This is a genomic window from Dongia sp. (assembly GCF_041918875.1).
Taxonomy (GTDB): domain Bacteria; phylum Pseudomonadota; class Alphaproteobacteria; order Dongiales; family Dongiaceae; genus Dongia.
Genome location: NZ_JAYRUV010000004.1, coordinates 1 through 25,447, shown reverse-complemented (window position 1 = coordinate 25,447; position 25,447 = coordinate 1). Strand labels below are relative to the sequence as shown.

Here is a 25,447-nt window from a genome sequence, read left to right as displayed (position 1 = left end):
TCTGGGAGATATGGAATGCCGTTGGCAGCGATCCTAGGCTGCGCCGGGCCTGAATTGACCGCGGCGGAGAGGGATTTTTTTCGTGCCGTCGATCCGCTGGGCTTCATTGTCTTTGCCCGCAATCTGATCGAGCCAGAACAGTCTCGCCGTCTTGCCGCCGACCTGCGCGCAGCGATCGGCCGGCCCGACGCCCCCATCCTGGTCGATCAGGAAGGGGGGCGTGTCGCCCGGCTGAAGGCGCCGCACTGGCGCCATCCCCCGGCGGCGGATCGCTTCGGTGCCATCGCCGCCACCGACCGCGCCCGTGCTGCCGAGGCGGTGCGCCTCAACCACGAACTCATGGCGGTCGAAATGCGAACCGTCGGCATCAATGTGGATTGTGCGCCGCTGGTCGACGTTCGCATGACCGGCGCCCACGACATCATCGGCGACCGGGCCTTCGGTACCGATCCCTATCTGGTGGCCGATCTGGGCCGGGCCGCGGCGGAAGGGTTGCTGGCCGGCGGGGTCATGCCGATCGTCAAGCACATCCCCGGCCACGGCCGCGCGATGGTGGACAGCCATTTCGACCTGCCGCGCGTCGATACTGACATCGATACGCTGGCGGAGACCGATTTCGTCCCCTTCCGGGCATTGAACGACATTCCCTGGGCCATGACCGCCCATATCGTCTACACCGCCATAGATCCCAACCAGCCGGCGACTTTGAGCCGGACTGTGATCGCCGAGATCATCCGCGGCGAGATCGGCTTTTCCGGCCTGCTGCTGTCGGACGATCTTTCCATGAAGGCCTTGAAGGGCGGCCTGGACGAGCTTGCCCAGGGCAGCCTCGATGCCGGCTGTGACGTCGTTCTCCATTGCAACGGCGATATGGCCGAGATGGAGAAAGTGGTGCGCGGGACCAAGCCCTTGTCTGCGGCCGGGATTGCCCGATATGAACAGGGCCAGCGACGCCTCAACGCCGATCCGGATGTCGATGTCGCTGAGCTTCAAGCTGAACTCGCCGATCTAATGGCTTGAATTTTTGTAATAAATGCGAGAAATCGCGACCTCGGCGAAGCAGCTCGGGAGCCTCATTTGAACGGACTCGATTTCGGCACCATTGTGCAGATCGCCACCACTTGGGCGCTGCCAGTGTTGCTGGCCATTACCCTGCATGAAGCGTCTCACGCCTTCGTTGCCTGGCGTCTGGGCGACGATACCGCCTATCTGCAGGGGCGGGTCACCTTCAACCCGCTGAAGCATGTCGATCCGATCGGCACCATTCTTCTGCCCGGATTCCTCCTGCTGAGCGGCAGCGGCTTCCTTTTCGGCTATGCCAAGCCGGTGCCGGTCAATTTCCGCCGCTTCAAGAATTTCCGCCGGGATTCGGCGCTGGTGGCACTGGCCGGGCCGGGGAGCAACCTCATCCTCGCCTTTATCTCGGCCGGCCTCATTCATGTGGCTGTGCTGGCGCCGGACTGGTTTGCCGAATGGGCCGTGCAGACTCTGGTAAACTCCTTGCGCCTCAATGTGATGCTGGCGCTCTTTAACATGCTGCCTTTGCTGCCGCTCGATGGCGGCCGGGTGCTGGGTGGGCTGCTGCCGCCGGCGCTGGCCCGGCCCTTCTACCGCACCGAACGCTACGGCATGCTGATCCTGCTTGGCCTCATTTTCGCGCTGCCCATCATCGGCCGCCAATTGGGCCGCGATGTCGATATTTTGGGCTGGATTTTGGGCCCGGCTTCCGACTATCTCCTGCATCTTGTTGCAAACCTGACGGGGCTCGCGGGCTGATGGCGTCTTGGATCGCCGATGACGAAACGGATGTGCCGGCTGCGGAAACTGTCGCCGCAGATGCGCCCGCACCCGAAAACGGACCGGGGAACGAGCAAGCGCCGGCGGACGACACGCCGCTCGCGGCGGCTCCTGTCCCGGCCAATGACGATGGCGAACTACGCCTCGACCTTGACGGTTATGAAGGGCCGATCGACATCCTGCTGACGCTTGCGCGTGAGCAGAAGGTCGATCTCAAGAAAATCTCGATCCTGGAACTGGCCGACCAGTATCTCGCCTTCATCAATCACGCCCGCAAGCTCAGGCTGGAACTTGCGGCCGACTATCTGGTGATGGCCGCCTGGCTCGCCTATCTCAAATCGCGCCTGCTGCTGCCCGAGCCGCCGGCCGATGGCGAGCCGACCGGTGTCGAACTGGCCGCGGCCCTGGCCTTCCAGCTGCAGCGCCTGGAGGCGATGCAGAAGGCAGGGCAGGCGATGATGAGCCTGCCGCAGCTGGGGCGCGACGTGTTCACGCGCGGCATGTCGGAGCCGTTGAAGATCGTCGACATCCCGATCTTCGAGTTGTCGCTGCACGAATTGCTGAAAGCCTACGGCACGCATCCCGGCCGCCGCCGCGAAGGTATGCTGCAGATCCAGCCGCTTAATCTCTTTTCCATGGATGATGCCTTAAGGCGCATCGGCGACATCATTGGCCACACGCTCGACTGGACCGTCCTGCAGAACTTCCTGCCCGATGGATTGAAACAGCCCCTGCAGCGCCGTGCTGCAGTCGCTGCGACCTTCGCCGCCTCGCTGGAACTTGCCCGGTCCGGCATCATCAATTTGCGCCAGGACGGGCTCTTCGGCCCCATCTATATGAAGCGGGCCGACCCGCCGATCAGCACACCCAGCGAAGTGACGCCATCATGAGTGAAGATAGATTCGAGACCCTGCGCCTCCTGGAAGCCGTCCTGTTCGCTGCCTCGGAGCCGCTGACCGAAAAGGTGATGGCCCAGCGTCTGCCCGATGATGCCGATGTCAAAGGCCTGCTGGAAGAGCTGAAAGCGCATTACGCGAACCGTGGCGTCAACCTGATGCAGTTCGACGGCCGCTGGGCGTTCCGCACCGCGCCCGATCTTTCGCACCGCATGTCGATCGAACGCAAGGTCGTGCGCAAGCTCACGCGTGCTGCCATCGAAACCTTGGCCATCATCGCCTATCACCAGCCGGTGACGCGTGCCGAGATCGAGGAAATCCGAGGCGTTGCCATTTCGAAAGGCACGCTCGATTCCCTCCTGGAGGCGGATTGGATCAAGCCGGCGGGACGGCGCGAGACGCCGGGCCGGCCTGTCACCTGGGCGACCACGACCGGTTTCCTGGAGCATTTCGGCCTGGAGAGCTGCGAGGCACTGCCGGGCGTGGAGGAGTTGCGCGCCGCGGGTCTCCTCGATGCGCGCTCGGCCATCTCGACGCTGGGCACCCAGGGCAATACCGTGCTGCCGCCCGACGGCAGCCAGGAACAGGATGAAGAGGCCGCAGCGATCGAACTGCGCGGCGAGGCCGAGCCCGCGGTCGATGAAGAGGGCGCCGAAGGCGAACTTCCGGCGGAACAATTGGCCGAGGAACGCCTGGCCGACGATGCCTACGAGGCCGAACTCCTTGCCCGCGCCGAAGAGGCGGAGGAAACCACCGCCCCCTTCGCGCCTGCGGAAGAACATGAAGGCGCGATCGATCCCGAAGGCGATGAGGAAGACATCGCCGAGGATGATGAGGAAGAAGACGGCGAGGAATCCGATGACGACGATGACGGCGACGATGACGACGGCGACGATGATTCCGACGACGAAGATGATGAAGGGGAAACCGACGGCGATTCCCGCGTGAGCAAGCCTTAGACCCGCATTGGGCATTTCCCGGTCTCGGTCGGCTAGGACTGCACACCGTTTCGTCACAGCGCAAAATTATTGCGTTATCGCGAATTCGCGCTACGCTCTTTATGTATGGCTGAGCCTTCAGCCGGAGAGAGAGGTGGCTGCGATGACTGTTGCGAGCATCCTCAAGCAGAAGCCGGATCGGCTGATTTCCGTTAGTGAAAGCGCGAGCCTCGCCGATGTTGCGGCGGTGCTGACGCGTGAGAATATCGGTGCCGTGCCGGTTCTGGCCGCCAATGGCGAGATGATCGGCATCATTTCCGAACGAGATATCGTGCGCCAGATCGCGCGCGAAGGCAGCGGCGTTCTCAGCCGCACTGTTTCATCGATGATGACGAAATCCGTCGTCTGCTGTGCGCCGGAGGATTCGGTGGCCAGCACGATGGCGCTGATGACCGAGCGCCGCTTCCGGCATCTGCCGGTGCGCAGCAACGGTCGCATCGTCGGCATGATCTCGATCGGCGATGTCGTGAAACGTCGGGTCGAGGATGCCGAGCGTGAGGCGGAATCCTTGCGGGACTACATCGTTCGCGGCTAGGCCTAATAGGCCTCGATCTGGTCGGTCGGTCGGAAATAGATTCCGACCAGCACCATGTCGACGCGCTCCTTGTCGGCCGACAGCGGCAGGATCAGTTTCGCCTGCCGCGAATAGACGCCGTCGCTGTTGGTGAAATCGGCTTCGTAATAAGCCGGCTGCTTGGCGTCGAGCACCGCGCTGTATTGCTCGATCAGCAGTCGCCGCTCATCTTCGTTGGTCAGCTTCTCGACGCCGTAGCCCGTGCGGCGGGTGCCGTAATAATGCTCAAGATTGGTGCCGTCCAAACGGATCTCGTAATCCGAAACGTCGCCATGGAATTCGATCAGCATGAGATTGCCGAGCCACTGCTTCATTTCGAGCGGATCGATATCCGCGCGCGCCGGCAGATCCTCGCCATGCATCTTGCTGTACCAATATTCGTACAGCGACCGCAGGCGCGGTTCCGGTATGTCGAACGGTGGCTCGTTATTGATCCTGTTCATTCGGTCATCAACGCACTGCATGGGGAACCCCCAGGTTCCCTTGTCTACTTCGGTCGCATAGTAGGCAAGAAACTTAGTTAATTTATCATGCTATACGATCTATTTCATCTGTAACGCAACTATCGCAATTCCACAGTGTTGGGCCCCGTGCCATTGGCAAATTTTATTGCCAATTCTAGTGCGAATTCTATCCGCGCGGCATTTCCAGCCGCTTCTGCGGGGCGGGCACGCGTCGCAGGGACTCATCCAAGCCGAACCGTTGGAGGGCCAGATGAAGATGCGTACTCAACTTATCCTTGCTGCCGGCCTGCTGCTGCTCGCGGCCTGCGCCGACAGTCGTATTTTCGATACGAATTGCAGCGGCAACGGCATGATTACCAACGCCGGATACTGCACCAGCACCCTGCATCCCTATGCCGGACCCTGGAGTAGCCGATAATCATCTATTAATTGAAGTGGCCGTCGGATGGGCCGCTCGGTCGGCCGGGCGGTCAGCCGGTTCTCGGGCGTGCGTTCGGCGGGCGAGGGACCGCCGGATGCATGTCAGGGCGGTCTGCGGGATAATGATCCAGCAGACGCGATTTCGGCAAAAAGACGCTGACGGTCGTCCCATTGCCGGGCTGGCTGGCGATTTCGATTCGGCCCTGATGAAGCTCGACGAGGCTGCGGCAGATGGCAAGCCCCAGCCCCGTGCCTTCCTGCTGGTGGAATGCCGACCGGTTGGCCTGAACGAAGGGCTCGAAGACCCGTGCCAGATCCTTCTGCGGAATGCCGATGCCGGTATCGGCCACGGTCAGGCATATGCCGCCGGCGCCGTCCGGCCCCGTCGCGACACGGACATCGCCCCCGGGCGGTGTGAACTTCACGGCATTGGTCAGCAGGTTGAGCACGATCTGCAACAGGCGGCGATAGTCGCCGCGCACGCGCGGCAGGTCGGGGGGCAGGTCAAGGACCAGTGCGACCGCGCCCTTGGCGGCGCGCGTTGCCAGCATGGTGGCGCATTGCCGGACAATCTCGGCCAGATTCACCTCGCTCTCGTCGATCGTCGACTTGCCGGATTCCAGTTTCGAATAATCCAATATCTCCTCGATCAGACGGAACAGCAGCCCGGCGCTGGTATGAATGTCTTCGGCATATTCGTGTATCCGTGTTTCGTCCTGGCGGTCTCTGGTCATCAGCGCGATGAGTTCGGAGAAGCCCATGATGGCATTGAGGGGCGTGCGCAGTTCATGGCTCATGCTGGCGAGGAACTCGGTCTTGGCGCGGTTGGAACTCTCCGCCTCGCGCCGCGCCAGCATCAACTGCCGCTCGAAGTTCTTGCGTGCGGTAATGTCTTCGACCGTGCCTTCATAGTGTTGCGGCGCGCCGTTGCCATCGCGCACCAGGCGCGCATTCTCCGCGATCCAGATACGTTCGCGCGTCTTGTGGCGGTAGATCTCGGATTCGAAATTGCGCACGATACCGTCGCGCCCGACGATATGGACGAATTCGGCGCGGCGCTTGGGCTCTACATACCATTCCGTGGCGATATTGTTGACGGCATCGATCAGCTCTTCGGGCGTATCGTAGCCGTTGATCCGCGCCAGCGCCTGGTTGGCGCCGATCATCTTGCCGTCGAGACTGCTGATGTAGGAACCGTCGAGCGCGTTCTCGAACAGGCTGCGATAGCGTTCTTCCGCCGCGCGCAAGGCCTGCTGCGATTCGACCAGGGCCGTGATGTCGATAACGGTGCCGATGAGGACGGCCCGGTCGCTGTTGACGGCATGCACCGACGCCGATTCTGAAATCCACAGCCGCTTGCCATCTGGCCGGATCATCTGGCTGACATCGTTGTGGAGATGGCCGGTTGCCGCCACTTTGGCGAGCAGCTTCGGCCGTTGCGCCGGGTCGGCATAAAGAGGGGAGGGGTCGTGTCCGACGGCCTGCAGCATCGCCGCGTCCGACGGAAATCCCAGCATGTTGGCAAGCGCCGTATTGACGGCCAGCAAACGGCCGCCTTGGGCAGTCATGTAGATGCCGATATCCGCGCTTTCGAAGACGATGCGATGGAAGTCTTCCGGGTTCACGGCGCCTCTGCTGGTCAAGGCCTTGGCCTGCTCGAATGTTAGCCCTGTCCAATCGGGCGGGACAAGTCATCCCATGACATGCGGGCGGAATTCGGGCGAAGCTGGGGCGAAACTGGCACGGGGTTTGCTGATACTTATCCACAAAATCCCTTGGAGCGTGGGAAAGCGGCAATCTGATGGGCGCAATTCGACACATCGCATGGCTGAACCCGGCAATAAATGCCGTGTTGCCGGCCCGTGTGGCGGCCTTCCGTCCGGACCGGGCACGGGTGCGCGCATGACTCCGCTCGTCACCGTCACCAACGGCGCCGGCCAGGATCTCTCCATCCGCTCCGACGTGTTGGCGGGCATTCAGCAGGCCAGCCTCTCCACCGGTGTCGAATTCTCCTATCTGATGGCCCAGGCCAACCGGGAGAGCAGTTTCAACCCCGCCGCCCAGGCAAGAACTTCTTCGGCCGCCGGCCTCTATCAATTCGTCGAGCAGACCTGGCTGGGCGTGGTCAAGAACCATGGCGCCGAATACGGGCAGGGCGATCTGGCGGACAAGATCGCGCGCCGTTCCGATGGTCATTACACGGTGACGGATGCGGCGACCCGCCGGGAAATTCTGGACCTGCGCCGCGACCCCGGCTTCGCCGCGGCGATGGCCGCGGAACACGCCGCCGACAACAAGGCAAAGCTCGAGGAAAAGCTCGATCGCGACATTACCGGCACCGATCTCTACATGGCGCATTTCCTGGGGATAAGTGGCGCGCTCAAATTCCTGCGCACCATGGAAGAGAGCCCCGACCGCACGGGTGCCAGCCTCTTCCCCAAGGCCGCGGCGGCCAACAAGAACGTCTTCTATACCGAAAACGGCCGCGCCAAGACCGTATCCGAGATTTACGACACGTTCGCCAAGTCGATGAATGCCGACATGGCGGCCTATGCCTCGCTGGAAGGCGATACCACGCCGGCATCGCTCACCGATACGGCCCTGGTCGCCGACAGCGGCGTCAACAGCGATGCCGCGATCGCCCTCGTCACATCCTTGCCGGCCAGCCCCAATGCGGCCTTCTTCGGCAATTTCCGCACGGTGAGCAGTGCCGATACACGCACCGCCGATGCCGCGAACAGTGGCGGCTTCGGCAAAGTGGGCAGCCTGCTTTCACCCTTGATGCTGGTGACTCTCGCAGCACTCCCGGTCGGCAACGAGGAAGAGGGCGAGATCGACGACCGGAAATCCGCCGCCCGCGTCGGCAATGCCACGCAGAACGGCAGTCTCTTCAACCGGCTCGACGATCCCCTGCATCTCGACCTCCTGCGTTCTTCGGCGGCGATCTGAGCTGGGCTTCTTCAGCGGAAACGATCAGTGGTTCCTGGTCTCTACGGCGCGGCGGCCGGCATCGGTCAGTTTGCAGACCAGCCAGTCGGGCTTCAGGGGATTGGTGAACCAGGGTTCCGCCCAGCCATGATCGATGCAGGCGCGGATCGTGCGCTCGTTGACCTTCTGCCCCCATTCGTCGAACAGCGGCAGCTTCCCGCCCGGCTGCTTCAGCCCCTTGGTCAGCCACGACAGTTCAGTCTCCGTCGGCCGCTCGGTGGCACTGGCGGTACTCGCTACCCGCGTCATTATTTCCCTCGAATTACTCATCCCCGAATGGGATTACCATAACGCAATCGAGGGCCAGCGCCAAGGATGGCGGCGGTGCCGGCGTGGTGCGCGTGCATCCCGCGACCGAAGAATGCCACCTCAGCGTGACTTGGCCGCGATACCCAGCCGCGGTATCTCGATCGCCGGACAATGATCCATCACCACATCGAGCCCTGCGGCGCGCGCTTCGGCGGCTGCTGTTTCATTGATGACGCCAAGCTGCATCCACACGGTCTTGGCGCCGATGGCGACCGCTTCGCGCGCCGGTGCCAGGGCGGCCTCGGAATTGCGGAAGATATCGACCATATCGATATTCCCATCCTTGGCTTCCGGAATATCGGCGATGCGGGCATAGACGCGTTCGCCGTTGAGCGTTTGCCCCTCGAGGCCCGGATTGACCGGAATCACCCGGTAGCCCTGGCGCTGCAGGAAGCGCATGACGCCGTTGCTGGGCCGATCGGATTTCGGGCTGGCGCCGACCAGTGCGATGATCTTCGTCCCCTCCAGAATTCGGCGCAGGGTGGAATCGTCGGTTCTGCTCATCGGACCTGGTGTTCCTGGGTGAACTCAGCCGTCATAGCTTGCGGCCTGCTGGGCGAAGAAGGAGGCCTGCTTGGGCAATTGCGGCAACCGCAATTCGTTGGCGACACAGCGCACGCGTCCGGTGCGCTCGCCCTGGACGATCCTGCCTTCATGGGTCGAGGGCAGGGGATTGGGCGACAGCGGCACCGCATCTTCGGCCGAGTAGACGCAGATGAACAGCGTGCGCGGCCGTGGCGACCGGTTGGGTGCCGAGCCGTGCAGCAGGCGCGTATGCATGAAGCAGACGCTGCCGGCAGGCCCCACGCATTGTCTGGCCGCCGCGCGCATATCCGCTTCCAGTTTCGTATCGACGGCGCCGGTGAAGCGCCCCTCATGCCACAACTCGTGAAGCGGCCCCTTGTGCGAGCCGGCCACCACTTCGAGCGGCCCGTTTTCCGCCGTCACCTCGTCGACGAAGATGAGCGCCGTGACCAGGTCGTCATTACTGTGCGGCGTGAACGGAAAATCCTGGTGCCATTTCACCAGCGTCGCGGCACCCGGCAGCTTCGAATTGATCTTGGCATGATGGAATTTGACGTTGGGACCGACAAGATCCGCCACCAGCGCCGGCACGCGGCTTTCGGCCATGACGCGGTCGTAGGGCGCGGAAATCTCGGTGGGCGAATTGACGCGGCGCAGGGCAGGGTGCAGGGCGCTGTGCCCGGGCTCCAGGTCGAAGCGCGGGCGGCCGTCGGCGATGACGCCCCAGGGCTTGTCATGCTGCCGGCTGTCGACGACCCAGCCATCGAACTCCCGCTGCAGCGAGGCCAGCTCGTCCGCCGTCAACACGTTCTTCACCAGCAGATAGCCATCGCGCCAGAAATCCTCCCGCTCACACGGGGATAGGTGAATCGGAGGAATCGATTGCGTGGCTTCCATCGACTTCGTTCCCAAGCTGCACGGCGCTGGCGCCAGATTATCCCGCAATTTCGCCACGGTCGAGCGGGCTCGGTCCGGATCTGGCTCTCGTGCGTAAGAAAATTACTTAAAACTCTATTAAATTCGTAACTGATTGTGCTTGCGCTTGAGGCCGAGAGGGCCAATCTTGATAGCAACCTAAAACTGACCAGGAGGCTGGGCGATGGCCATCAGCCAGATTGGCGCCGTTGCCGCGGGTGTCGAAGCGGCCCGCTTCGCCGGCGTACAGCAGAGTTCTCAAGCGGCGAGCGCCAACGCGGTGCAGCGACAGACCAACCGCGCCGCCGAGGAAGCCGACCTCAAGAAGACCGAAGTGGTCGAGGAAAGCAACGAAGCGAACGACGTGAGCGGCACCAGCGCGAAGCGGCTCGACATCACGGTCTGAGCCCACCGCATTCCCGAAATTCAAAGAAGGCCGCCGGCAGAACCGGCGGCCTTCCCGCATTTGCACGCCAACGCTGCCCGCTGCCATGGGTATGGCAGGCGGATGCCGCGGTCGGCATTGGCGACATAGACGACACCTTGGACGCCGTCAGGCGGCTTTGATTGCTGGCACCGAGGAAGACGGTGCGCGCGCCGGCGTCCAAGGCGTCGCCTCCTCGAGGTGGAAGACCTTATCGGGCAAGCCACGGGCCCAAGACGGTCTCAAGTAGTTTCCTCACCTTGCCGCGATAGGCGCGATGGCTCTTGTGCTGATGGCACACATGGTCCTGAAACTGCGACGTGGCGATCGCGTAGAGAATGTCCGCCAGATCCTCCACCGGCGCCGCCTTGTCCATCGCCCCCAATGCGCCAAGCCGCCGCAGCGCCGAGAGGACATGCGTCCGATAGACCGCGCGGCTTTCATTGATCTCGATCGCGGAGGCGGGTTCGACCGATGTGAGAATGAGGGCGGATAGCACTTCCCGCCAAAGCGCCCGGGTGGAAGCGTCATCATCGATCCGCAGGTCGGCGAACATCACCCCCAGAACATAGTCGATCGGGTCGCCAATCGGCGCGGCGACACGCGCGGCGACGACCGCCTCGCCCTGCTCCCGTTCCTCTTTCAGAAAAGCGATCAGCACGGCCTGCTTCGAATCGAAATAATTATAGAATGTGCGGAGGGAAACGTCCGCTACCTGGCAGATATCTCCGACCGTTGCCGCGCTGTATCCCGCCTTCTGAAACAGCCGGATCGCCGACGCCAGAATTCCCGCACGCATCTGCGCCGCCTTGCGTGCCCGCAGCCCGGCCGGTTCCGCCTGGGACTTGTCTTTGGAACGCCGCGTGTTCTGCATGGTCGCCGCCCGGCATGTTTCAGTGGGAATCGCTTGTATCGCATAGAGTTAGACACAGACCGGCGCTGCGGTCGAGTGGTGGTGACCGCAGCGATATTATTTGCACTTCATTATATTGATATAATGAATTATACTTTTGGCAATCGGCGTCCTTCGTGCTGGCGTTTGGACGTTTTCTAGCTTGAGGCATTCGAGACATGAAGCCCGTTCCATGCTTGCTGAGTCTTGCCATCCTTGCCACCGCCGGTGCCGTGCGTGCCGACGATAAGCCCCTCAATATCTACGATTGGGCGGAGATCTTTGATGAAGCGGTCTTGAGTGAATTCACCAGGCAGACCGGCACCGCGACGGTCTACGATACCTATGACAGCGATGAAACGCTGGAAACCAAGCTGCTGACGGGCGGCACCGGCTACGACATCGTCGGGCCGGCGGCGCAGCCTTTCCTGGCACGCGAGATTCAGGCGGGGGTGCTGCGGGAACTCGACCGGAACAACATTCCAAATTGGCAATATCTCGATCCTGCATTGATGAAGTTGGCCGAACAGGCGGACCCCGGCAACAAGTTCGCGATTGTCTATGGTTGGGGGACGACGGGCCTTGGCTACAATGTCGAGCAGATACGGAAGCGGCTGCCGGATGTGCCGCTGGATTCCTATGACCTGCTCTTCAACCCCCAAAATGCCGCCAAATTGGCCGATTGCGGCATCGCGATGGTGGACAGCCCTACCGACGTGATGCCGATTGCCCTCAAATATCTCGGCCTGGATCCCGCCAGCGAGCGCCCGGTCGACCTCGAGAGGGCCGAGCGCCTGCTCATGGGCATCCGGCCGCATCTCCGATATATCAGTTCGTCGCCGATCATCACCGAAATGGCCGCCGGAGAGATTTGCCTGGCGCTCGGCTGGTCGGGAGACATAGTTACCGCACGCAACCGCGCCGCCGAAGCCGGCAGCGATGTCCATGTCGCCTATCTCATCCCCAAAGAAGGAACCCTGGCCTGGATGGCGACGCTGGCGATTCCGGCGGACGCCCCCAATCCGGCGGCAGCGAATGCCTTCATCAACTACATGCTGGATCCCAAGGTCGCCGCCCACATGACCGTGACGACCACTTATGCCAATGCCATCCCGGCCAGCCGAAGGCTCCTGCCGGCCGAAGTCGCGAACGATCCCGCAATCTTTCCCCCCGAAGCGACCGTCGAGACGCTGTTTCTTCCCGGCGCATCGACGCCCGAATATGACCGGCTGCGGACCAGATCCTGGACCCGCTTCAAGACAGGCCAGTAGCCGCACATCGGACCACATTCATATCCTGGAGACATCATGATCGCTCGACAGACGCCGGCACCGGGGCAGTCGACACGCATCGTCGTCGATGCTCGCTGTGGCACGATTGCCGGAAGCTGGGACGCGCAGGCCAAGCTCGGCCGTTTCCTCGGTATTCCCTATGCCGAACCTCCGGTCGGCCAGCTTCGTTTCCGGCCCACGGTCGCAAAGACGCCTTGGGCGGGTACCTTGGACGCGTCGCGATTTGGTCCGGCCTCCGCCCAGGTCTTCGACACGCATGAGGGCGGTATCGAGGACTTTGCGGATGGGCCGGCTGGCGGACCGGATTGGTGCGTCGGCTCCGAAGACAGCCTTACGCTCAACATCTGGACTCCCGCTGCCGACGCCGCCAAGCGGCCGGTGCTGGTCTGGGTCCATGGCGGCGCCAACTATCTTGAAAGCGGCAGGCTGCCGATCTATCACGGCCATCGGCTGGCGCAGCGCGGCGATGCCGTGTTCGTCTCGTTCAATTACCGGCTCGGCATATTCGGCTTCTTCGACATCAGCGTGCTTGGCGGCGATGCGTATCGCGGCAGCCATTCGAACGGTCTACGGGATCAACTGACCGCCCTGCGCTGGGTCAAGGAGAACATAGCGGCCTTCGGCGGCGACCCTGACAACATCACGCTGATGGGCGAATCCGCCGGCAGCATGGACATAAGCTGGCTGCTGGGAAGCGGTGAAATCGACGCTCTGGTTCGGCGCGTCGTGATGATGAGCAACGTCGCGGGCCCCGCGGGATTTGGCGATGACGGCAAGCGCGCGCGCCATGGCGAGGCCGAAGGCCAGCGCATCGCTCGCGCATTCCTCAAGCGGCTCGGTATCGATTCCATGTCGGCCATGATGTCGCTCACGACGGAGGAAATCCTCGGCCGCATCGCCGAAGCCGCCGATTGGTCCAACATCCTGTTCGATCTGGATTCGATCTTCTATCCGTGCGTGAGCGCAGACTTCGCGCCGCTTGACCCGTTCCGGGCGGCGCGCGCCGGCAAGGGCGCAAATGTTGATATGATGATCGGCTATACGAATTATGAAATGGGCCTATGGCTGCAATGGGACGACCAGCTCGATCGGCGTCCGTGCCATTGGACGGCCGCGCGAATGGACTATTTTCCAGACGGCCACCGGGAGGAACTGATCGCGCGCTACGCCGACTGGTTCGCCCAGGACAGACCCGGCACCCACGGCATGCATCTGCTGGGCGACGGCATGTTCATGATGCCGGTCACCTGGTTTGCCGAAGAACGGTTGCAGCACAACCCCAATGTCTGGATGTATCGCTTCGACTGGCAGGTGGACGATCGCTACCGCGCGATGCACGCTGCCGATCTGTGCTTTCTCTTCGGCCATCAGCAAACGCCAGCGGCGACCGCGCTCATCGGCCAGGCAAGGGATGAAGCCGATCATGCTTCCCGAACAAGGCTGGCCGCGTCGATGATGGATGCCGTCCTTGCCTTCGCACGGCATGGCGACCCCAACGCGCACAGCAACCCGACACTGCCACTCTGGCCGCGCTATACGACGGACCGGCGCGCGGTCATGAGCTTCGATGCGGCCTGTCGCATTCTGAACGACCCGGCATCGTCGCGCCGGCAATGGTGGACGGAAAAGATCTATCAGCCCGTCATGGGCGCAACAAGCGGCCAGCAAAAGCGGTCGGACACCTGACGACGGCTAGCATTACGATTGTCTTCTTGATCTGAAGTGCGCGCGCCGAGCGGCAGCCTGGCGAGCTCGACGCCGGAGTGACCATGCGATGATATGCGCGGGTTGGATCCGCTTTACGGATTTCCTGGGTTGACCATCGAGCGAAGACCCGGCAAAGGCTCGGGGTCAGAGTGAGATTTATCTGCTAGTATGCTGCGGACGGATGAGTCATGGCTGCCGGCGTTGGGTGGAAAATGGAGGGGGTAGATGGCGCGATTGGGGCGTTTTTTCTTGCGGGGCCAGCCGCTGCATGTGATTCAGCGCGGCAACAACCGCCAGCCGATCTTTTTTGATGCGGAGGATTACCGGCTCTATCTCGAATGGCTGCGCGAAGCGGCGGTGGCGCATGGGGTCAAGGTCCACGCCTATGTGCTGATGAGCAATCATATGCATCTGCTGGCCAGCCCGGATTCGGCGGAAAGCCTGCCGCGCCTCATGCAGGCGATCGGCCGCCGGTATGTCACGCATATCAATCGCTCGCAGGGCCGCACCGGCACCTTGTGGGAGGGGCGCTACCGCGCGGCGCCGATCGAGAGCGACGCCTATCTGCTGGCCTGCCAGCGTTATATCGAACTCAATCCGGTGCGGGCGCGCGTGACGCGCCGCCCGGGCGACTATCCCTGGTCGAGCTATGCCGCGCATGCCGAAGGTGCGGCCGATGCGCTGCTGAGCGACCATCCGCTCTATCTGGCGTTGGGCAAGGATTCGGCGCAGCGGCGCAAGGCCTACCGGGCCCTGTTTCGGGCCGCCCTGCCGGCGGCGACCATCGAAGATCTGCGCCGAGCCACCAATGGCGGCTGGGCTCTCGGCAGCGAGCGCTTCAAGGCAAGAATTGCGCGCGCCGCCGGCCGCCGCGTGGCACCTCTGCCGTCAGGCCGCCCGCCGCGCGCCGACCCGAACGCTTGACCGATGGAACCTACCCGACGAGAGAGCCAATCGCGCCAAGCGGAAGCCGCTGCACGTTGCGGTTGGCCCTCAATCACCAGACCGCTAAGATCTTGAACACGTAATCCAGCCACAGCCCATAGTTGCGGTTGGCCCTCAATCACCAGACCGCTAAGATCAAGCTATGCCGCTCACGAAACTCAGGGTTGTTGCGGTTGGCCCTCAATCACCAGACCGCTAAGATGCTTGGCGCGAGGCGAAGACGATCGCCTGGGTTGCGGTTGGCCCTCAATCACCAGACCGCTAAGATACAGATCCTGCGCTGTTCGACGTGCTGCTGGTTGCGGTTGGCCCTCAATCACCAGACCGCTAAGATAGTGGCCATGTCAGGCGCAAAGTCGCCATCGTTGCGGTTGGCCCTCAATCACCAGACCGCTAAGATAAGATGCCCGCACCTACCCTCAGGTCATCGGTTGCGGTTGGCCCTCAATCACCAGACCGCTAAGATGCCCAGCCAGGCCAAGCGCCGCAAGTTTATGTTGCGGTTGGCCCTCAATCACCAGACCGCTAAGATTTTTTGCATCATCGATGAATCGCTGGATATGTTGCGGTTGGCCCTCAATCACCAGACCGCTAAGATGAAGCAATCGGATTGGCGCTGGCGACAGAAGTTGCGGTTGGCCCTCAATCACCAGACCGCTAAGATGGCGCCGATCTTGCCGGCATCGAAGGCAAGGTTGCGGTTGGCCCTCAATCACCAGACCGCTAAGATCTTCTCAGCAGTCGGCCGCGCGAAGGTGGGGTTGCGGTTGGCCCTCAATCACCAGACCGCTAAGATTGTCAGCGGCAACGATGCGCCGCTATTCGCGTTGCGGTTGGCCCTCAATCACCAGACCGCTAAGATGCGGTCGCCCTTGTCGGCTTTGGCCGAATAGTTGCGGTTGGCCCTCAATCACCAGACCGCTAAGATCTGTCCTGCTGGTAATGAACAAGTCCCTCTGTTGCGGTTGGCCCTCAATCACCAGACCGCTAAGATATCTCTCCTCTGAAGGGGCCGGCCAGGCGGGTTGCGGTTGGCCCTCAATCACCAGACCGCTAAGATGGTCATCGCTGCCGTGAGCCTCAGCAACATGTTGCGGTTGGCTCTCAATCACCAGACCGCTAAGATAACCCAATGGAGGCCGAGATGTCGGAACAAGTTGCGGTTGGCCCTCAATCACCAGACCGCTAAGATAAGCGCGAAGAAGCCGAGCGCGTCCGGCAGGTTGCGGTTGGCCCTCAATCACCAGACCGCTAAGATCGATACACCTACTATGAATTGGCCTGTGGTGTTGCGGTTGGCCCTCAATCACCAGACCGCTAAGATAGCTGCATCACACTCACGCTTGCCAGTTCTGTTGCGGTTGGCCCTCAATCACCAGACCGCTAAGATGATCCGTGGCATCGATAACGCCCGCGAAGTGTTGCGGTTGGCCCTCAATCACCAGACCGCTAAGATGGCCTTGCGGAGTGCCATTTTATGTCGGCTGTTGCGGTTGGCCCTCAATCACCAGACCGCTAAGATAAAGCCAAAGAGGAGGAGGAAGCCAGGATCGTTGCGGTTGGCCCTCAATCACCAGACCGCTAAGATTTTTCCATCTCCCTCAAGTTATGCCGCTCAGTTGCGGTTGGCCCTCAATCACCAGACCGCTAAGATCAGGTATTCAATGCCCTCGGCGCCCATGTCGTTGCGGTTGGCCCTCAATCACCAGACCGCTAAGATCGTGACTTTCATCTGGTGGCACCTCCAGAAGTTGCGGTTGGCCCTCAATCACCAGACCGCTAAGATTAGCCAGAAAGCTGAACCCTTCATTATCGCGTTGCGGTTGGCCCTCAATCACCAGACCGCTAAGATCGCCGGCGGCAACCACCACTGGGCGCTTATGTTGCGGTTGGCCCTCAATCACCAGACCGCTAAGATCCTGGCCTGAAACTCGCCCAGCGTCACATAGTTGCGGTTGGCCCTCAATCACCAGACCGCTAAGATGATGGCGAGGGGGTCGATGGTGCCGGGATTGTTGCGGTTGGCCCTCAATCACCAGACCGCTAAGATGTCGGTTTTGAGGATGGCAATCCCGCGAATGTTGCGGTTGGCCCTCAATCACCAGACCGCTAAGATCCCGACACCCTGCGGTGCATTCACGCCGCGTTGCGGTTGGCCCTCAATCACCAGACCGCTAAGATCTTAACGAAAAGCCTGTAGGGATTGTGTATGTTGCGGTTGGCCCTCAATCACCAGACCGCTAAGATTTCCAGCCACAAAACAAAACCGTGATAGCGGTTGCGGTTGGCCCTCAATCACCAGACCGCTAAGATTCCCTCCTCCAGGCCCTCGACGGCTACTTTGTTGCGGTTGGCCCTCAATCACCAGACCGCTAAGATCGTGGCCGGTATGATCGCTGCGCTCTACGTGTTGCGGTTGGCCCTCAATCACCAGACCGCTAAGATCCGATCTTATTCAAGCCCCTGGAAACAGGGGCTTTTTTCTTGTCCATACGGCGCATATTTTTAGCCGGCGGTGCATCAGAACAGCGCCAGCTGATTCGGATTGCGGAGGCCTGGTTCACGTTTTCGTCCCCGATAGGTGCGGATGTTTTCGTACTGCTTGTCGGTAATCTGCACGATATGGACCTTGCCGGCGGCCGGCATCTCGGTCTCGATGCGCCGTTCCAGCGATTCCGCCTGTTCCTTCCCGGCGCAGAACTTCAGGTACACGGAAAACTGGCTCATTTCAAAGCCGAGGTCGAGCAGGGCGAGGCGGAATTTCGTGGCCGCCTTGCGCTCCTTCTTGGTCGTTACCGGCAAGTCGAACAGAACGATGACCCACATGATCCGATACCCGCTGAGGGCGGTTGCCACTTCCGGCGTCGCCAGTTGAGCCTTCCTCGACCGCCGGCCACCGCTTGCCACTGATCGTCCTTCAGGCTTCGAGCGGCCGGGCCGGCAAGGGCAGGTCGAGTTCCTTGCCCTCGCCGGCAAAGGCGTGGGCCAGCGACCGAGCCAGCCTTTCGGCGCACAGCATCATCGGTGTCCGGCCGGAAGCGGTCGGCAGGTCCAGCACCATGATGCGCGCCAGGGTGGCTTTCGTCTCGCCGTTGACCTCCGTCATGCCCTGCTGAAGCAGGTGGTGTACTTCCCGATCGACCACCGGCCGAAAGGGCTCCATCAGATCGTCGACCAGCACCATCGGATTGCCGCGATTGGAATGCATCAGGCCGAAACCGGGATGGAGGCCGGCCGCCATCACCGCCCGCGCCACACCGGCACGCAGCACCGCATAGCCATAGTTGAGCATGGCATTGGTGCCCGCGCCGTCCTTGTCTCGCTTGAAACCTGTCCCCATCAACAGTGGCCAATAGCGGCGCGCGGCTTCCGCTTCCACATTGTCCGGGTCGCCCGACCGAACCTTGCGCGAAAGCAGGTAAAAGCCGCCATGCGCGGCACCGACGGCCTCCAATGTCGCTGCCTGCGACAGGATCTTGGCCCGCACCAGCTGTGACCACAGCTGTTTCTTCAGCGGCTGGCTGGCCTCGACCTGGTCATTCATGCGTCCAGTCTGCACATGATGCGCATCGACCGGCCACACGATCGCCGCCGGCATATGATTGGCACCGCATAGCACCACCGGAATGCCCCGGCCGGAAAGTTCGACCAGTACATTGTTGGTGTAGGTCAGCCCATGCGCGTTGGCGACGACGGCGGCGATATCGTCGAGGGGCACGCGCCCCAATTCGCTGCCTTTGTCCATCACCATCAGGAAGCCGCGCTGCAGGGCGATGTGGCGACCGTCCGTCTCGATTTCGACCACGCGACCGACCATGCTCCCTCGCTTTCCCGCCCTTAATTTCCCGGCCTCAAAGCGACCGCAGCGCCTCATCCGGCGGGATGCGCCAGACGCGCCCCAACTCGTCCACCCGAACGCGTTCGGCATTCGACTCTTTTAGGGCGCTATAGGATGCCATCAGCCAACGGAATGGGTCTGACTTATCATCGTGGCGGCTTTGCAACTGGCCAGCCTCGTTGTGCGGAGCTAAAAAAACGACATTGTTGGCCGCGCTTAGTTTTCGCACCAGCATGACAGTCCGAGCGCCGCTGCGCTCTAAAGCAACGAGATCTCCTTTGTGGAGGCGCATGACGAAGCGTGGCCCCGGCACCTCTTGCCGCCACGCCGGCAGGCGGGTCGGCTGGCTGGCGCTGTAGACCGAAACCGCTTCGCCCACCCATTTTCCGTCGGCCGTTTCGACAATGTCGACAAAGGCGTTTTCGCCGGCGCTATAGAATTTGATCGGCGCGTCCCCTTCGGTTGGCACACCGACCAGATATTCCGGCTTCTCGGTTTTCAGCAGGCGTACATGGCGAATGCCGCCGGGCAATCCTGGAATATCGCGCCGCGCGGCAAAGGATTGCAGCGCGGTCTTGAAATCGCGCCCGGCCGCGGCTTCCTCGGCGATGTGCGCCGCGACGAGATCGCGCAGGCGCCGGTCGCGGATGCGGCCGATTTCCTTGTCGTTGAGGTCGCGAAAATTCTTCCGGTAGACCAGATTACCGTCCTCATTCTCTGGATGTTTCACCCGGCCATAAGCGGTGTCCTCATGCAGCTTTCCCAGCGTGGCGCTGTGGCTGCCCCGGGCCAACTGGCCGTGATCGGGCCGGTGCGAGACCGTCATCGCTCTCAATGCCGCGTCCAGATCATCGCGCAATGCGGCCCATGGCAGGGGGACGTCAATCTTCTGGCGTTCATCGTCATAGGCGCTGGCCACGCGCTGCAGCAGCTTGCGATCGGTCAGTGCCGCCACCATCGCGTCGATTGCATGGTGCCGATGATCCTTGCGGTTCTTGGCATCGCTGAAATTGTGGTCTGGCAGCAGATTGTTGAGGCCCCATTTGGCACGGATCATGGCCGTCATCTTGCCCGGCAGCACATGGATCCTGTAGGGGTCGGCAACGGCGCAAAGATATTGCTTGGCCATGCGCGCCAGCCAGCCCGTTTCATTGAGTTGCCGCGCCAGAAAGCCGCCTTGCGCATCGAAACGTTGCCGGGCATCCGGCCCGAAGCGCCATTGCTTCGGTTTGGGCAGGTTGGCCGCCAGCATCGTGATCAATTCCCAATCGTAACCGCTGCCGCTTGAGGGGCCGAACGCTTCGAATGGCGTGCGCTTGCCCTTGTCCCTGTTTGCGCGGCGGAGGCACACGATCTTGTTTGCCGCGCTGTCATCCAGGCAGTCGGAAAAGGGGATGAGATGGTCGATATCCGTCTCTTCCGACAGTAGCTTCTTGATATTGATGACCTCACCGGTATAGGGGCAGCGCCGGTCCAGCGGATCCCTTTCATTGAGTTCTTCCCACAAGCGCAGCTTCATGCGGTTGCGGGCATTGTCGGGCTGGCCGTTCTTGGCCAGCTCTCCTACACGCGCCTCGTTCTTGCGCTGATTCTTCGTCTGCTCGGCCTCCAGCACGGCGAGCTGCTTGGGCGACAGCTTGAAGTCGCGCGCCATCTCGATCGCAATCTCGGCCGGGGCGCCCAGGTCGGCAATCAGCGCATTGACGATGCGGCGCAACTGGCCAAGGCCGATATGAACGGTCGGATTGGGAAAGCGGCCCCAACGCTTTTCCCTGTTGTCGCGCGGATCGCCCGTGCCGACCAATTCGTTCTGCAGCCATTCGCCGTAATAGGGCAGGCGGCCGTTCAGCGATAATTCGCCATCGGGCAGAAGTGCATGATCGTATCCCGCAGCCTTCGCGGCAGCGGCGTAATCGAGCCCGGCCTCGAAATGCGGCAGGATGTTGCGAATGGCCCGCAGACCCAGGCGGCAATACCCATCTGGCAACAGGGCGTCGGCGACGCGTTCTGCCAGATCGGCATCGATCCCGGTTTCCGAACTGAGCCAGGCGACCAGCGCCGCTTCATCGGCTTCATCTTCCAGCCGCGACACGATTTCGATCTGTCGCGCCAGCGGGATTGAGCGCCACTCCAGCGATTTGTGGGCCAGTCGTGCCGCTGTTTCGTCGCCGGGCAGATGGTCGCGCCGCGCGCTTTCCAGGTTGAACCGCGCTTCCTCACCCAGTTTCAACAATGCCCGCATCTTGTCGAAGCTGACCTTGCCGTTCTGGAACAAGGCGAGGGCGATCTTGTCGCCTTCTTCCTTGCTCAGCTTGCGGGCAGCCTTGCCGGTCTCGGTAATGGCGAGGTTACGCACCTCCTGCCAGATGCGGAATCGCTGCGCCAGCGGATGTGCCCACGAACAGCGGAAGCCGTCCGCGTCGTTTGCCGACTGTGCCGGGTCCAGTGAGCATTTGCCGACTGGTGGCTGCTTCAGCTCCCGCTGAAAGAAAATCTGGTGGGCGATGGCGGCGCGGGCGGTCTCCGTCATCACGGGATGATGCTTTGCCTGCGCATGCCAGATGGCGCCGAATTCATCCAGCAGCATCTGGCGGGTGGGATAGAACTCGTATTCGACCTTCGTGCCGACGGGACGGCTGCGTGCCCTGACTCCCAGCCGCTCGCGGTGCCGGCCATAGAGGAATTCACCCAGGCTGCGTGCACCGGATGTCGCCATGGCGGCGTTCAAATTGTCGGCGCCCAGCTTGATGGCGCCTTTCTCGTTGTCCTTCTTCTTCTTCTCGGTCTTGCGATTGGAGAGAAAGCCGCGGCGCTGGTTAAGGTGAAAAAGTGCACGGCCGACGTGATGCGCGGGGAGTGCCTGGTCCAGCGCCCTGGCGCGCAATTCGTAAGGATCGAGAAGCTCCAGTGCCTTGCGTTCCTCTTTCGACAACGGCATCAAGCCATGCTCGACCAGCAATGCCATCAGCCTCGTGCGGCGTTTCAAATAGCGATCGCGCCGCCGCCGCATGCCGCGCGCCAGCCGGCGGTCAGCGGCATTCGACTCCTTGGATTTGGGGTCACGCCCGTCGGGATAGATGCGCACGCCGCCCGGCCCGAGGCCGATCGCCTCGCCCTTCGCGTTGAGCCAGACAACGAACCAGCCCAGCGAATTCGATCCGACATCGATCCCTAGGCGATAAGAATGATTGGCATTGCTCATGGAAGGCTCCCCAGCTTTCCTTCCATCATTCACAAACTATTGGTTGACACAACCCCCAGCTGTAGGCAATATTGCGGTTGCTTGAAGGCTGGTTTCCATGAGGTTTTGCCAACGACTTAGCGGTCTGGTGATTGAGGGCCTCCCGTTAACAAGCTGAAAAGCACCAAATGGGGGTGAGCTGCGGCTCACCCCCTTCTGCTTTCTGTTTTCAGATGCGATTGGAAGAGTGTTGACTGCTGGCGCTACCGCCAGCCGGCGCGGTCCATGATCATCACGGCTTCGGCATTGTTGCGCCCCAGTGCCGAGACGTTGACTTCGTCGCGCTTGAACTCGCCCCAGGCGGCCACGGTGTCGGAGACTTTCGAGCCGGCGACCACGGGATATTCGTAATTGGCGCCGGAGAAGATTTCCTGCGCTTCGGGCTTGGCCATGAATTCGAGATAGGCAATCGCATTGTCGCGGTTGGGAGCGAAGGCTGCGACGCCTGCGCCCGAGACGTTCACATGCGTGCCGCGATCCTTCTGGTTGGGGAAGAAGACGGCGAGGTTCGCGAGGCTCTTGCGCACGGCCTCGTCCTTGTCGTTTAGCATGCGCGCGAAATAGTAGGTGTTGCTGATGGCGATATCGCCTTCGCCGGCGATGAGCGCCTTGATCTGGTCGGTGTCGCCGCCCTCGGGCTTGCGCGCGAAATTGGCGACCAGGCCCTTGGCCCATTCCTCTGCCTTCTGCGCACCGTCATGCTCGATGATCGAGGCGAGCAGCGACTGGTTGTAGATGTTATTCGACGAGCGCACCAGGATGCGGCCCTTCCATTTCGGGTCGGCAAGATCCTCGTAGGTGCTGAGATCCGCCGGCTTCACCCTGGTCTTGTCATGGACGATGACGCGGGCGCGGGTGGAGAAGCCGAACCAATGACCGGCGGGCTCGTGATAGTGGGCCGGAATCTTCTCGTCCAGCAGCGCCGATTTCGTCGGCTGGAACACACCTGCCTCCTGGGCGCGCCAGAGGTTTCCGGCATCGACCGTCACGAACACGTCGGCCGGCGAGCTTTCGCCCTCCAGCTTCACGCGCTCCATCAACTCCTCGGCCGTGCCCTGGATGATGTTGATCTTGATCCCGGTCTCCTTGGTGAAGAGGCCGTAGAGCGTCTCGTCCGCCGGATAGTGCCGGGCGCTGTAGATGTTCACCTCGCCACCGGCGGCGTCGGCGCGCTTCACGAAAGGGGTGGCGATGGCGGCCAGGGAGAGGGCGCCGAAGGCGCGGCGAGACAGAAGGGGGCGGATGGGCTGACGCATTGGTGACCCTTTTCGGAGGAGTGGATGCAAGTAAGAATAACTCGCAATTCTTCTTATAAGGGGCGATTTGGGATCGGTTCAAGGGGGGTTACGACCCTTTTTCGGCTCCAAAAATTATCTTGATAGCGACTATTATTTGCTCATTGCCGACATGAACTCGTCGCGGCTGACGATGCCGTCCTTGTTCGAATCCGCCTCCGTGACGAGGTCGAGGCAATAGGCCTGGTCCTCGTTGAAATCCACCTTGCCGTCCCCGTTATAGTCGGATCGCTGGAAGCGCGCGGTGAAGAAGTCGATCGCATCCTGCCGGGCGGGCGGGATGCCGAAGATGTACTCGTCGAGCGACAGGCCGCCATCCTTATTGTCATCTATCCTCTTGAATTCCTTGGCGGAAATACGCTGCAGATCGGCCAGGGCGAAGCCGCCGGTCTTGCGCTGGTCGAGGCGGTTGAAATAGGCCGCGCGGAAATCGGGGGCACTCTGCGCCGCCACGGCGCCGGCAGAGAGAAGAACCGCGAGCAAGGCGAGGGGAAGGCGCATTGGAAATCCTTGGAAAATCAGCGGGCTAATTCATACAGCGAAATCGCCGCCGCATTCGACACATTGAGGTGATCGATCGGCCCGGACGTCGGCAGGCGTACCAGCAGATCGCAATGCTCCCGCGTCAAGCGTCTGAGGCCGGCGCCTTCGGCACCCAGGCAAAGCGCTACCTTACCGCCTGATTTTACAGCAGAAAGCGGCTGGCTGGCTTCCGCGGCGAGGCCGATGCACCAGAAGCCGGCCTCCTTCAATTCATCCATGGCGCGGGCAAGGTTGGTCACGCGCACCAGCGGCACATGTTCCAGGGCACCCGAGGCCGATTTGGCGAGAATCCCGCTTTCCGGCGCTGCATGCCGTTCGGTAAGGACGATCGCGATCGCGCCGAAAGCCGCCGCGGAGCGCAGAATTGCCCCCACATTATGGGGATCCGTGACCTGGTCGAGCACCACGACAACCGCATTCTCGCGCTCCCGCGCGGTGTCGCAGATCTCGTAGATATCGGCCTCCGGCAGCGGCGAGACACGGGCGGCGAGGCACTGATGGACGACGTCGCGCCCCACCAGCTTGTCGATGAAGTCCCGGTCGACCGCCTCGACCTCGGTCCCGCGACCCAATGCCGCAGCGGCATCGCCGGCCGCCACGATTCGATGAATCTGGCGGCGCGGATTCCTGATTGCCGCCTCGACGGCATGATGCCCGAAGAGCCAGTAGCCGCCCGGACCCCCGCCGCCAGCGACGGCGGGCAATTTTGTTTCAGGCCGGGGGCGGCGATCGTCCGATCGTTCCCGGAGTTTATGTGGGGATTTTGGCGGCTTGCGCGGGGACATGCTGGTCTCTATGATCCTGGGTACAGACGAGCTTTACCCTAACTCCCTTCGGGCCGGAATCGAAATCGGCGCGGACGGGAGTTTTTGCTGTGATTTCAAGTTGACACGGTCGGTTAAATGCTCATAAGTCCGCGTCTCCGCTGAAGGCGGAGTCGAGCGCGATGGAAGGGTGCCCGAGTGGCTAAAGGGGACGGGCTGTAAACCCGTTGGCTTCGGCCTACGTAGGTTCGAATCCTACCCCTTCCACCAAGCTCCCCTCTGGGCATTTGGCCTGAAAACGGCCGGTGTCGTCAGAGGTGCGATGGGAATGAGTGCGAGGTGACCGGGCGGGTGTAGCTCAATGGTAGAGCTCCAGCCTTCCAAGCTGGCTACGCGGGTTCGATTCCCGTCACCCGCTCCAAAGTTTCGCGGCGGATCGGTGGCTTCTACCGGTGCGCGGCAGAGTTAGAGAGTTTAGAAGAAACGATTTCAATCTGGTTCTCGTAGGATTGTACGGACATGGCGAAGGCTAAATTTGAGCGTAACAAGCCGCACTGCAACGTTGGCACGATCGGCCACGTTGACCACGGCAAGACGTCGCTGACGGCGGCGATCACGAA

Annotated in this window: 24 protein-coding genes, 2 tRNA genes and 1 CRISPR repeat array; of the genes, 14 read left to right on the top strand and 12 right to left on the bottom strand. The window is 61.8% G+C overall.

Annotation, left to right across the window (positions count from 1 at the left end; genetic code table 11):
- Positions 1 to 15: 15 nt before the first annotated feature.
- The 5 genes from nagZ to ACE3TY_RS05465 all read left to right on the top strand — a co-directional run bounded on the left by nagZ (position 16) and on the right by ACE3TY_RS05465 (position 4,226).
- Positions 16 to 1,020 carry a beta-N-acetylhexosaminidase gene (gene nagZ / locus ACE3TY_RS05485; protein WP_374651644.1) on the top strand — a complete coding sequence of 335 codons (1,005 nt, stop codon included), beginning with the start codon at positions 16 to 18 and terminating at the stop codon, positions 1,018 to 1,020.
- Positions 1,021 to 1,077: 57 nt separating this feature from the next.
- Positions 1,078 to 1,776, top strand: coding sequence for a site-2 protease family protein (locus ACE3TY_RS05480; RefSeq protein ID WP_374651642.1), 699 nt, complete (start codon positions 1,078 to 1,080; stop codon positions 1,774 to 1,776).
- A complete protein-coding gene (locus tag ACE3TY_RS05475) occupies positions 1,776 to 2,687 on the top strand; it encodes a ScpA family protein (RefSeq protein ID WP_374651640.1) in 912 nt (303 codons plus the stop codon). The genes ACE3TY_RS05480 and ACE3TY_RS05475 overlap by 1 nt, the downstream gene beginning before the upstream one ends.
- Positions 2,684 to 3,652: an SMC-Scp complex subunit ScpB gene (scpB, locus tag ACE3TY_RS05470; RefSeq protein WP_374651638.1), complete on the top strand. Its 969-nt coding sequence runs from the start codon at positions 2,684 to 2,686 to the stop codon at positions 3,650 to 3,652. Before ACE3TY_RS05475 ends, scpB begins: the two co-directional genes overlap by 4 nt.
- Before the next feature lie 142 nt (positions 3,653 to 3,794).
- Positions 3,795 to 4,226: a CBS domain-containing protein gene (locus ACE3TY_RS05465; protein ID WP_374651636.1), complete on the top strand. Its 432-nt coding sequence runs from the start codon at positions 3,795 to 3,797 to the stop codon at positions 4,224 to 4,226.
- Between the two features lie 2 nt (positions 4,227 to 4,228).
- Here ACE3TY_RS05465 and ACE3TY_RS05460 read toward each other — a convergent pair whose 3' ends face one another.
- Positions 4,229 to 4,708 carry a PAS domain-containing protein gene (locus ACE3TY_RS05460; protein WP_374651634.1) on the bottom strand — a complete coding sequence of 160 codons (480 nt, stop codon included), beginning with the start codon at positions 4,706 to 4,708 and terminating at the stop codon, positions 4,229 to 4,231.
- Positions 4,709 to 4,979: 271 nt separating this feature from the next.
- Here ACE3TY_RS05460 and ACE3TY_RS05455 point away from each other — a divergent pair, with 271 nt between their 5' ends.
- The gene (locus ACE3TY_RS05455) at positions 4,980 to 5,147 is read left to right on the top strand and encodes a hypothetical protein (RefSeq protein WP_374651632.1); all 168 of its coding nucleotides are present in this window, start codon (positions 4,980 to 4,982) and stop codon (positions 5,145 to 5,147) included.
- Positions 5,148 to 5,199: 52 nt separating this feature from the next.
- On the opposite strand, the gene ACE3TY_RS05450 is transcribed toward ACE3TY_RS05455, so the two are convergent.
- Positions 5,200 to 6,792 (bottom strand): PAS domain-containing sensor histidine kinase, encoded by a 1,593-nt coding sequence (locus tag ACE3TY_RS05450; RefSeq protein ID WP_374651630.1) that lies wholly within the window; start codon positions 6,790 to 6,792, stop codon positions 5,200 to 5,202.
- A gap of 259 nt (positions 6,793 to 7,051) precedes the next feature.
- On the opposite strand from ACE3TY_RS05450, the gene ACE3TY_RS05445 reads away from it, so the two are divergent.
- Positions 7,052 to 8,098, top strand: a complete 1,047-nt coding sequence (locus ACE3TY_RS05445; protein WP_374651628.1) for a transglycosylase SLT domain-containing protein — start codon at positions 7,052 to 7,054, stop codon at positions 8,096 to 8,098.
- 24 nt (positions 8,099 to 8,122) lie between these two features.
- Here the strand turns inward: ACE3TY_RS05445 and ACE3TY_RS05440 are convergent, their stop codons facing one another.
- The 3 genes from ACE3TY_RS05440 to ACE3TY_RS05430 form a co-directional block, all read right to left on the bottom strand.
- The gene (locus ACE3TY_RS05440) at positions 8,123 to 8,386 is read right to left on the bottom strand and encodes a hypothetical protein (RefSeq protein ID WP_374651626.1); all 264 of its coding nucleotides are present in this window, start codon (positions 8,384 to 8,386) and stop codon (positions 8,123 to 8,125) included.
- A 120-nt stretch (positions 8,387 to 8,506) separates the two neighbouring features.
- On the bottom strand, positions 8,507 to 8,950 hold the full coding sequence (locus ACE3TY_RS05435) for a CoA-binding protein (protein WP_374651624.1): 444 nt from the start codon (positions 8,948 to 8,950) through the stop codon (positions 8,507 to 8,509).
- A 24-nt stretch (positions 8,951 to 8,974) separates the two neighbouring features.
- Positions 8,975 to 9,868, bottom strand: a complete 894-nt coding sequence (locus ACE3TY_RS05430) for a phytanoyl-CoA dioxygenase family protein (protein ID WP_374651622.1) — start codon at positions 9,866 to 9,868, stop codon at positions 8,975 to 8,977.
- Positions 9,869 to 10,070: 202 nt separating this feature from the next.
- Here ACE3TY_RS05430 and ACE3TY_RS05425 point away from each other — a divergent pair, with 202 nt between their 5' ends.
- On the top strand, positions 10,071 to 10,292 hold the full coding sequence (locus ACE3TY_RS05425; RefSeq protein ID WP_374651620.1) for a hypothetical protein: 222 nt from the start codon (positions 10,071 to 10,073) through the stop codon (positions 10,290 to 10,292).
- A 229-nt stretch (positions 10,293 to 10,521) separates the two neighbouring features.
- On the opposite strand, the gene ACE3TY_RS05420 is transcribed toward ACE3TY_RS05425, so the two are convergent.
- Positions 10,522 to 11,184 carry a TetR/AcrR family transcriptional regulator gene (locus ACE3TY_RS05420; protein ID WP_374651618.1) on the bottom strand — a complete coding sequence of 221 codons (663 nt, stop codon included), beginning with the start codon at positions 11,182 to 11,184 and terminating at the stop codon, positions 10,522 to 10,524.
- A gap of 197 nt (positions 11,185 to 11,381) precedes the next feature.
- Here ACE3TY_RS05420 and ACE3TY_RS05415 point away from each other — a divergent pair, with 197 nt between their 5' ends.
- The 3 genes from ACE3TY_RS05415 to ACE3TY_RS05405 all read left to right on the top strand — a co-directional run bounded on the left by ACE3TY_RS05415 (position 11,382) and on the right by ACE3TY_RS05405 (position 15,125).
- A complete protein-coding gene (locus ACE3TY_RS05415; protein ID WP_374651616.1) occupies positions 11,382 to 12,473 on the top strand; it encodes an extracellular solute-binding protein in 1,092 nt (363 codons plus the stop codon).
- 36 nt (positions 12,474 to 12,509) lie between these two features.
- A complete protein-coding gene (locus tag ACE3TY_RS05410; RefSeq protein ID WP_374651615.1) occupies positions 12,510 to 14,180 on the top strand; it encodes a carboxylesterase/lipase family protein in 1,671 nt (556 codons plus the stop codon).
- Between the two features lie 246 nt (positions 14,181 to 14,426).
- Positions 14,427 to 15,125 carry a transposase gene (locus ACE3TY_RS05405; RefSeq protein ID WP_374651614.1) on the top strand — a complete coding sequence of 233 codons (699 nt, stop codon included), beginning with the start codon at positions 14,427 to 14,429 and terminating at the stop codon, positions 15,123 to 15,125.
- Positions 15,126 to 15,180: 55 nt separating this feature from the next.
- A CRISPR array of direct repeats spans positions 15,181 to 17,591; the repeat unit is 36 nt; unit sequence GTTGCGGTTGGCCCTCAATCACCAGACCGCTAAGAT.
- Positions 17,592 to 17,666: 75 nt separating this feature from the next.
- On the opposite strand, the gene cas2 is transcribed toward ACE3TY_RS05405, so the two are convergent.
- The 6 genes from cas2 to rlmB all read right to left on the bottom strand — a co-directional run bounded on the left by cas2 (position 17,667) and on the right by rlmB (position 24,767).
- Complete coding sequence (cas2, locus tag ACE3TY_RS05400) at positions 17,667 to 18,053, bottom strand: CRISPR-associated endonuclease Cas2 (protein WP_374651612.1); 387 nt, start codon at positions 18,051 to 18,053, stop codon at positions 17,667 to 17,669.
- Positions 18,054 to 18,063: 10 nt separating this feature from the next.
- Positions 18,064 to 18,963, bottom strand: coding sequence for a type II CRISPR-associated endonuclease Cas1 (cas1, locus tag ACE3TY_RS05395; protein WP_374651610.1), 900 nt, complete (start codon positions 18,961 to 18,963; stop codon positions 18,064 to 18,066).
- A 34-nt stretch (positions 18,964 to 18,997) separates the two neighbouring features.
- Entirely contained in the window at positions 18,998 to 22,186 is a 3,189-nt protein-coding gene (cas9, locus tag ACE3TY_RS05390) for a type II CRISPR RNA-guided endonuclease Cas9 (RefSeq protein ID WP_374651609.1), read from the bottom strand.
- Positions 22,187 to 22,428: 242 nt separating this feature from the next.
- Positions 22,429 to 23,481: a Fe(3+) ABC transporter substrate-binding protein gene (locus tag ACE3TY_RS05385; RefSeq protein ID WP_374651607.1), complete on the bottom strand. Its 1,053-nt coding sequence runs from the start codon at positions 23,479 to 23,481 to the stop codon at positions 22,429 to 22,431.
- A gap of 132 nt (positions 23,482 to 23,613) precedes the next feature.
- A complete protein-coding gene (locus ACE3TY_RS05380; RefSeq protein WP_374651605.1) occupies positions 23,614 to 24,021 on the bottom strand; it encodes an EF-hand domain-containing protein in 408 nt (135 codons plus the stop codon).
- A 17-nt stretch (positions 24,022 to 24,038) separates the two neighbouring features.
- Positions 24,039 to 24,767, bottom strand: coding sequence for a 23S rRNA (guanosine(2251)-2'-O)-methyltransferase RlmB (gene rlmB / locus ACE3TY_RS05375; protein ID WP_374651604.1), 729 nt, complete (start codon positions 24,765 to 24,767; stop codon positions 24,039 to 24,041).
- 244 nt (positions 24,768 to 25,011) lie between these two features.
- Here rlmB and ACE3TY_RS05370 point away from each other — a divergent pair.
- The 3 genes from ACE3TY_RS05370 to ACE3TY_RS05360 all read left to right on the top strand — a co-directional run.
- Positions 25,012 to 25,097, top strand: a tRNA-Tyr gene (locus ACE3TY_RS05370).
- 77 nt (positions 25,098 to 25,174) lie between these two features.
- Positions 25,175 to 25,248 (top strand) — tRNA-Gly (locus ACE3TY_RS05365).
- Positions 25,249 to 25,346: 98 nt separating this feature from the next.
- The coding region (locus tag ACE3TY_RS05360; protein ID WP_146203664.1) for a GTP-binding protein at positions 25,347 to 25,447 on the top strand (101 nt) is incomplete at its 3' end.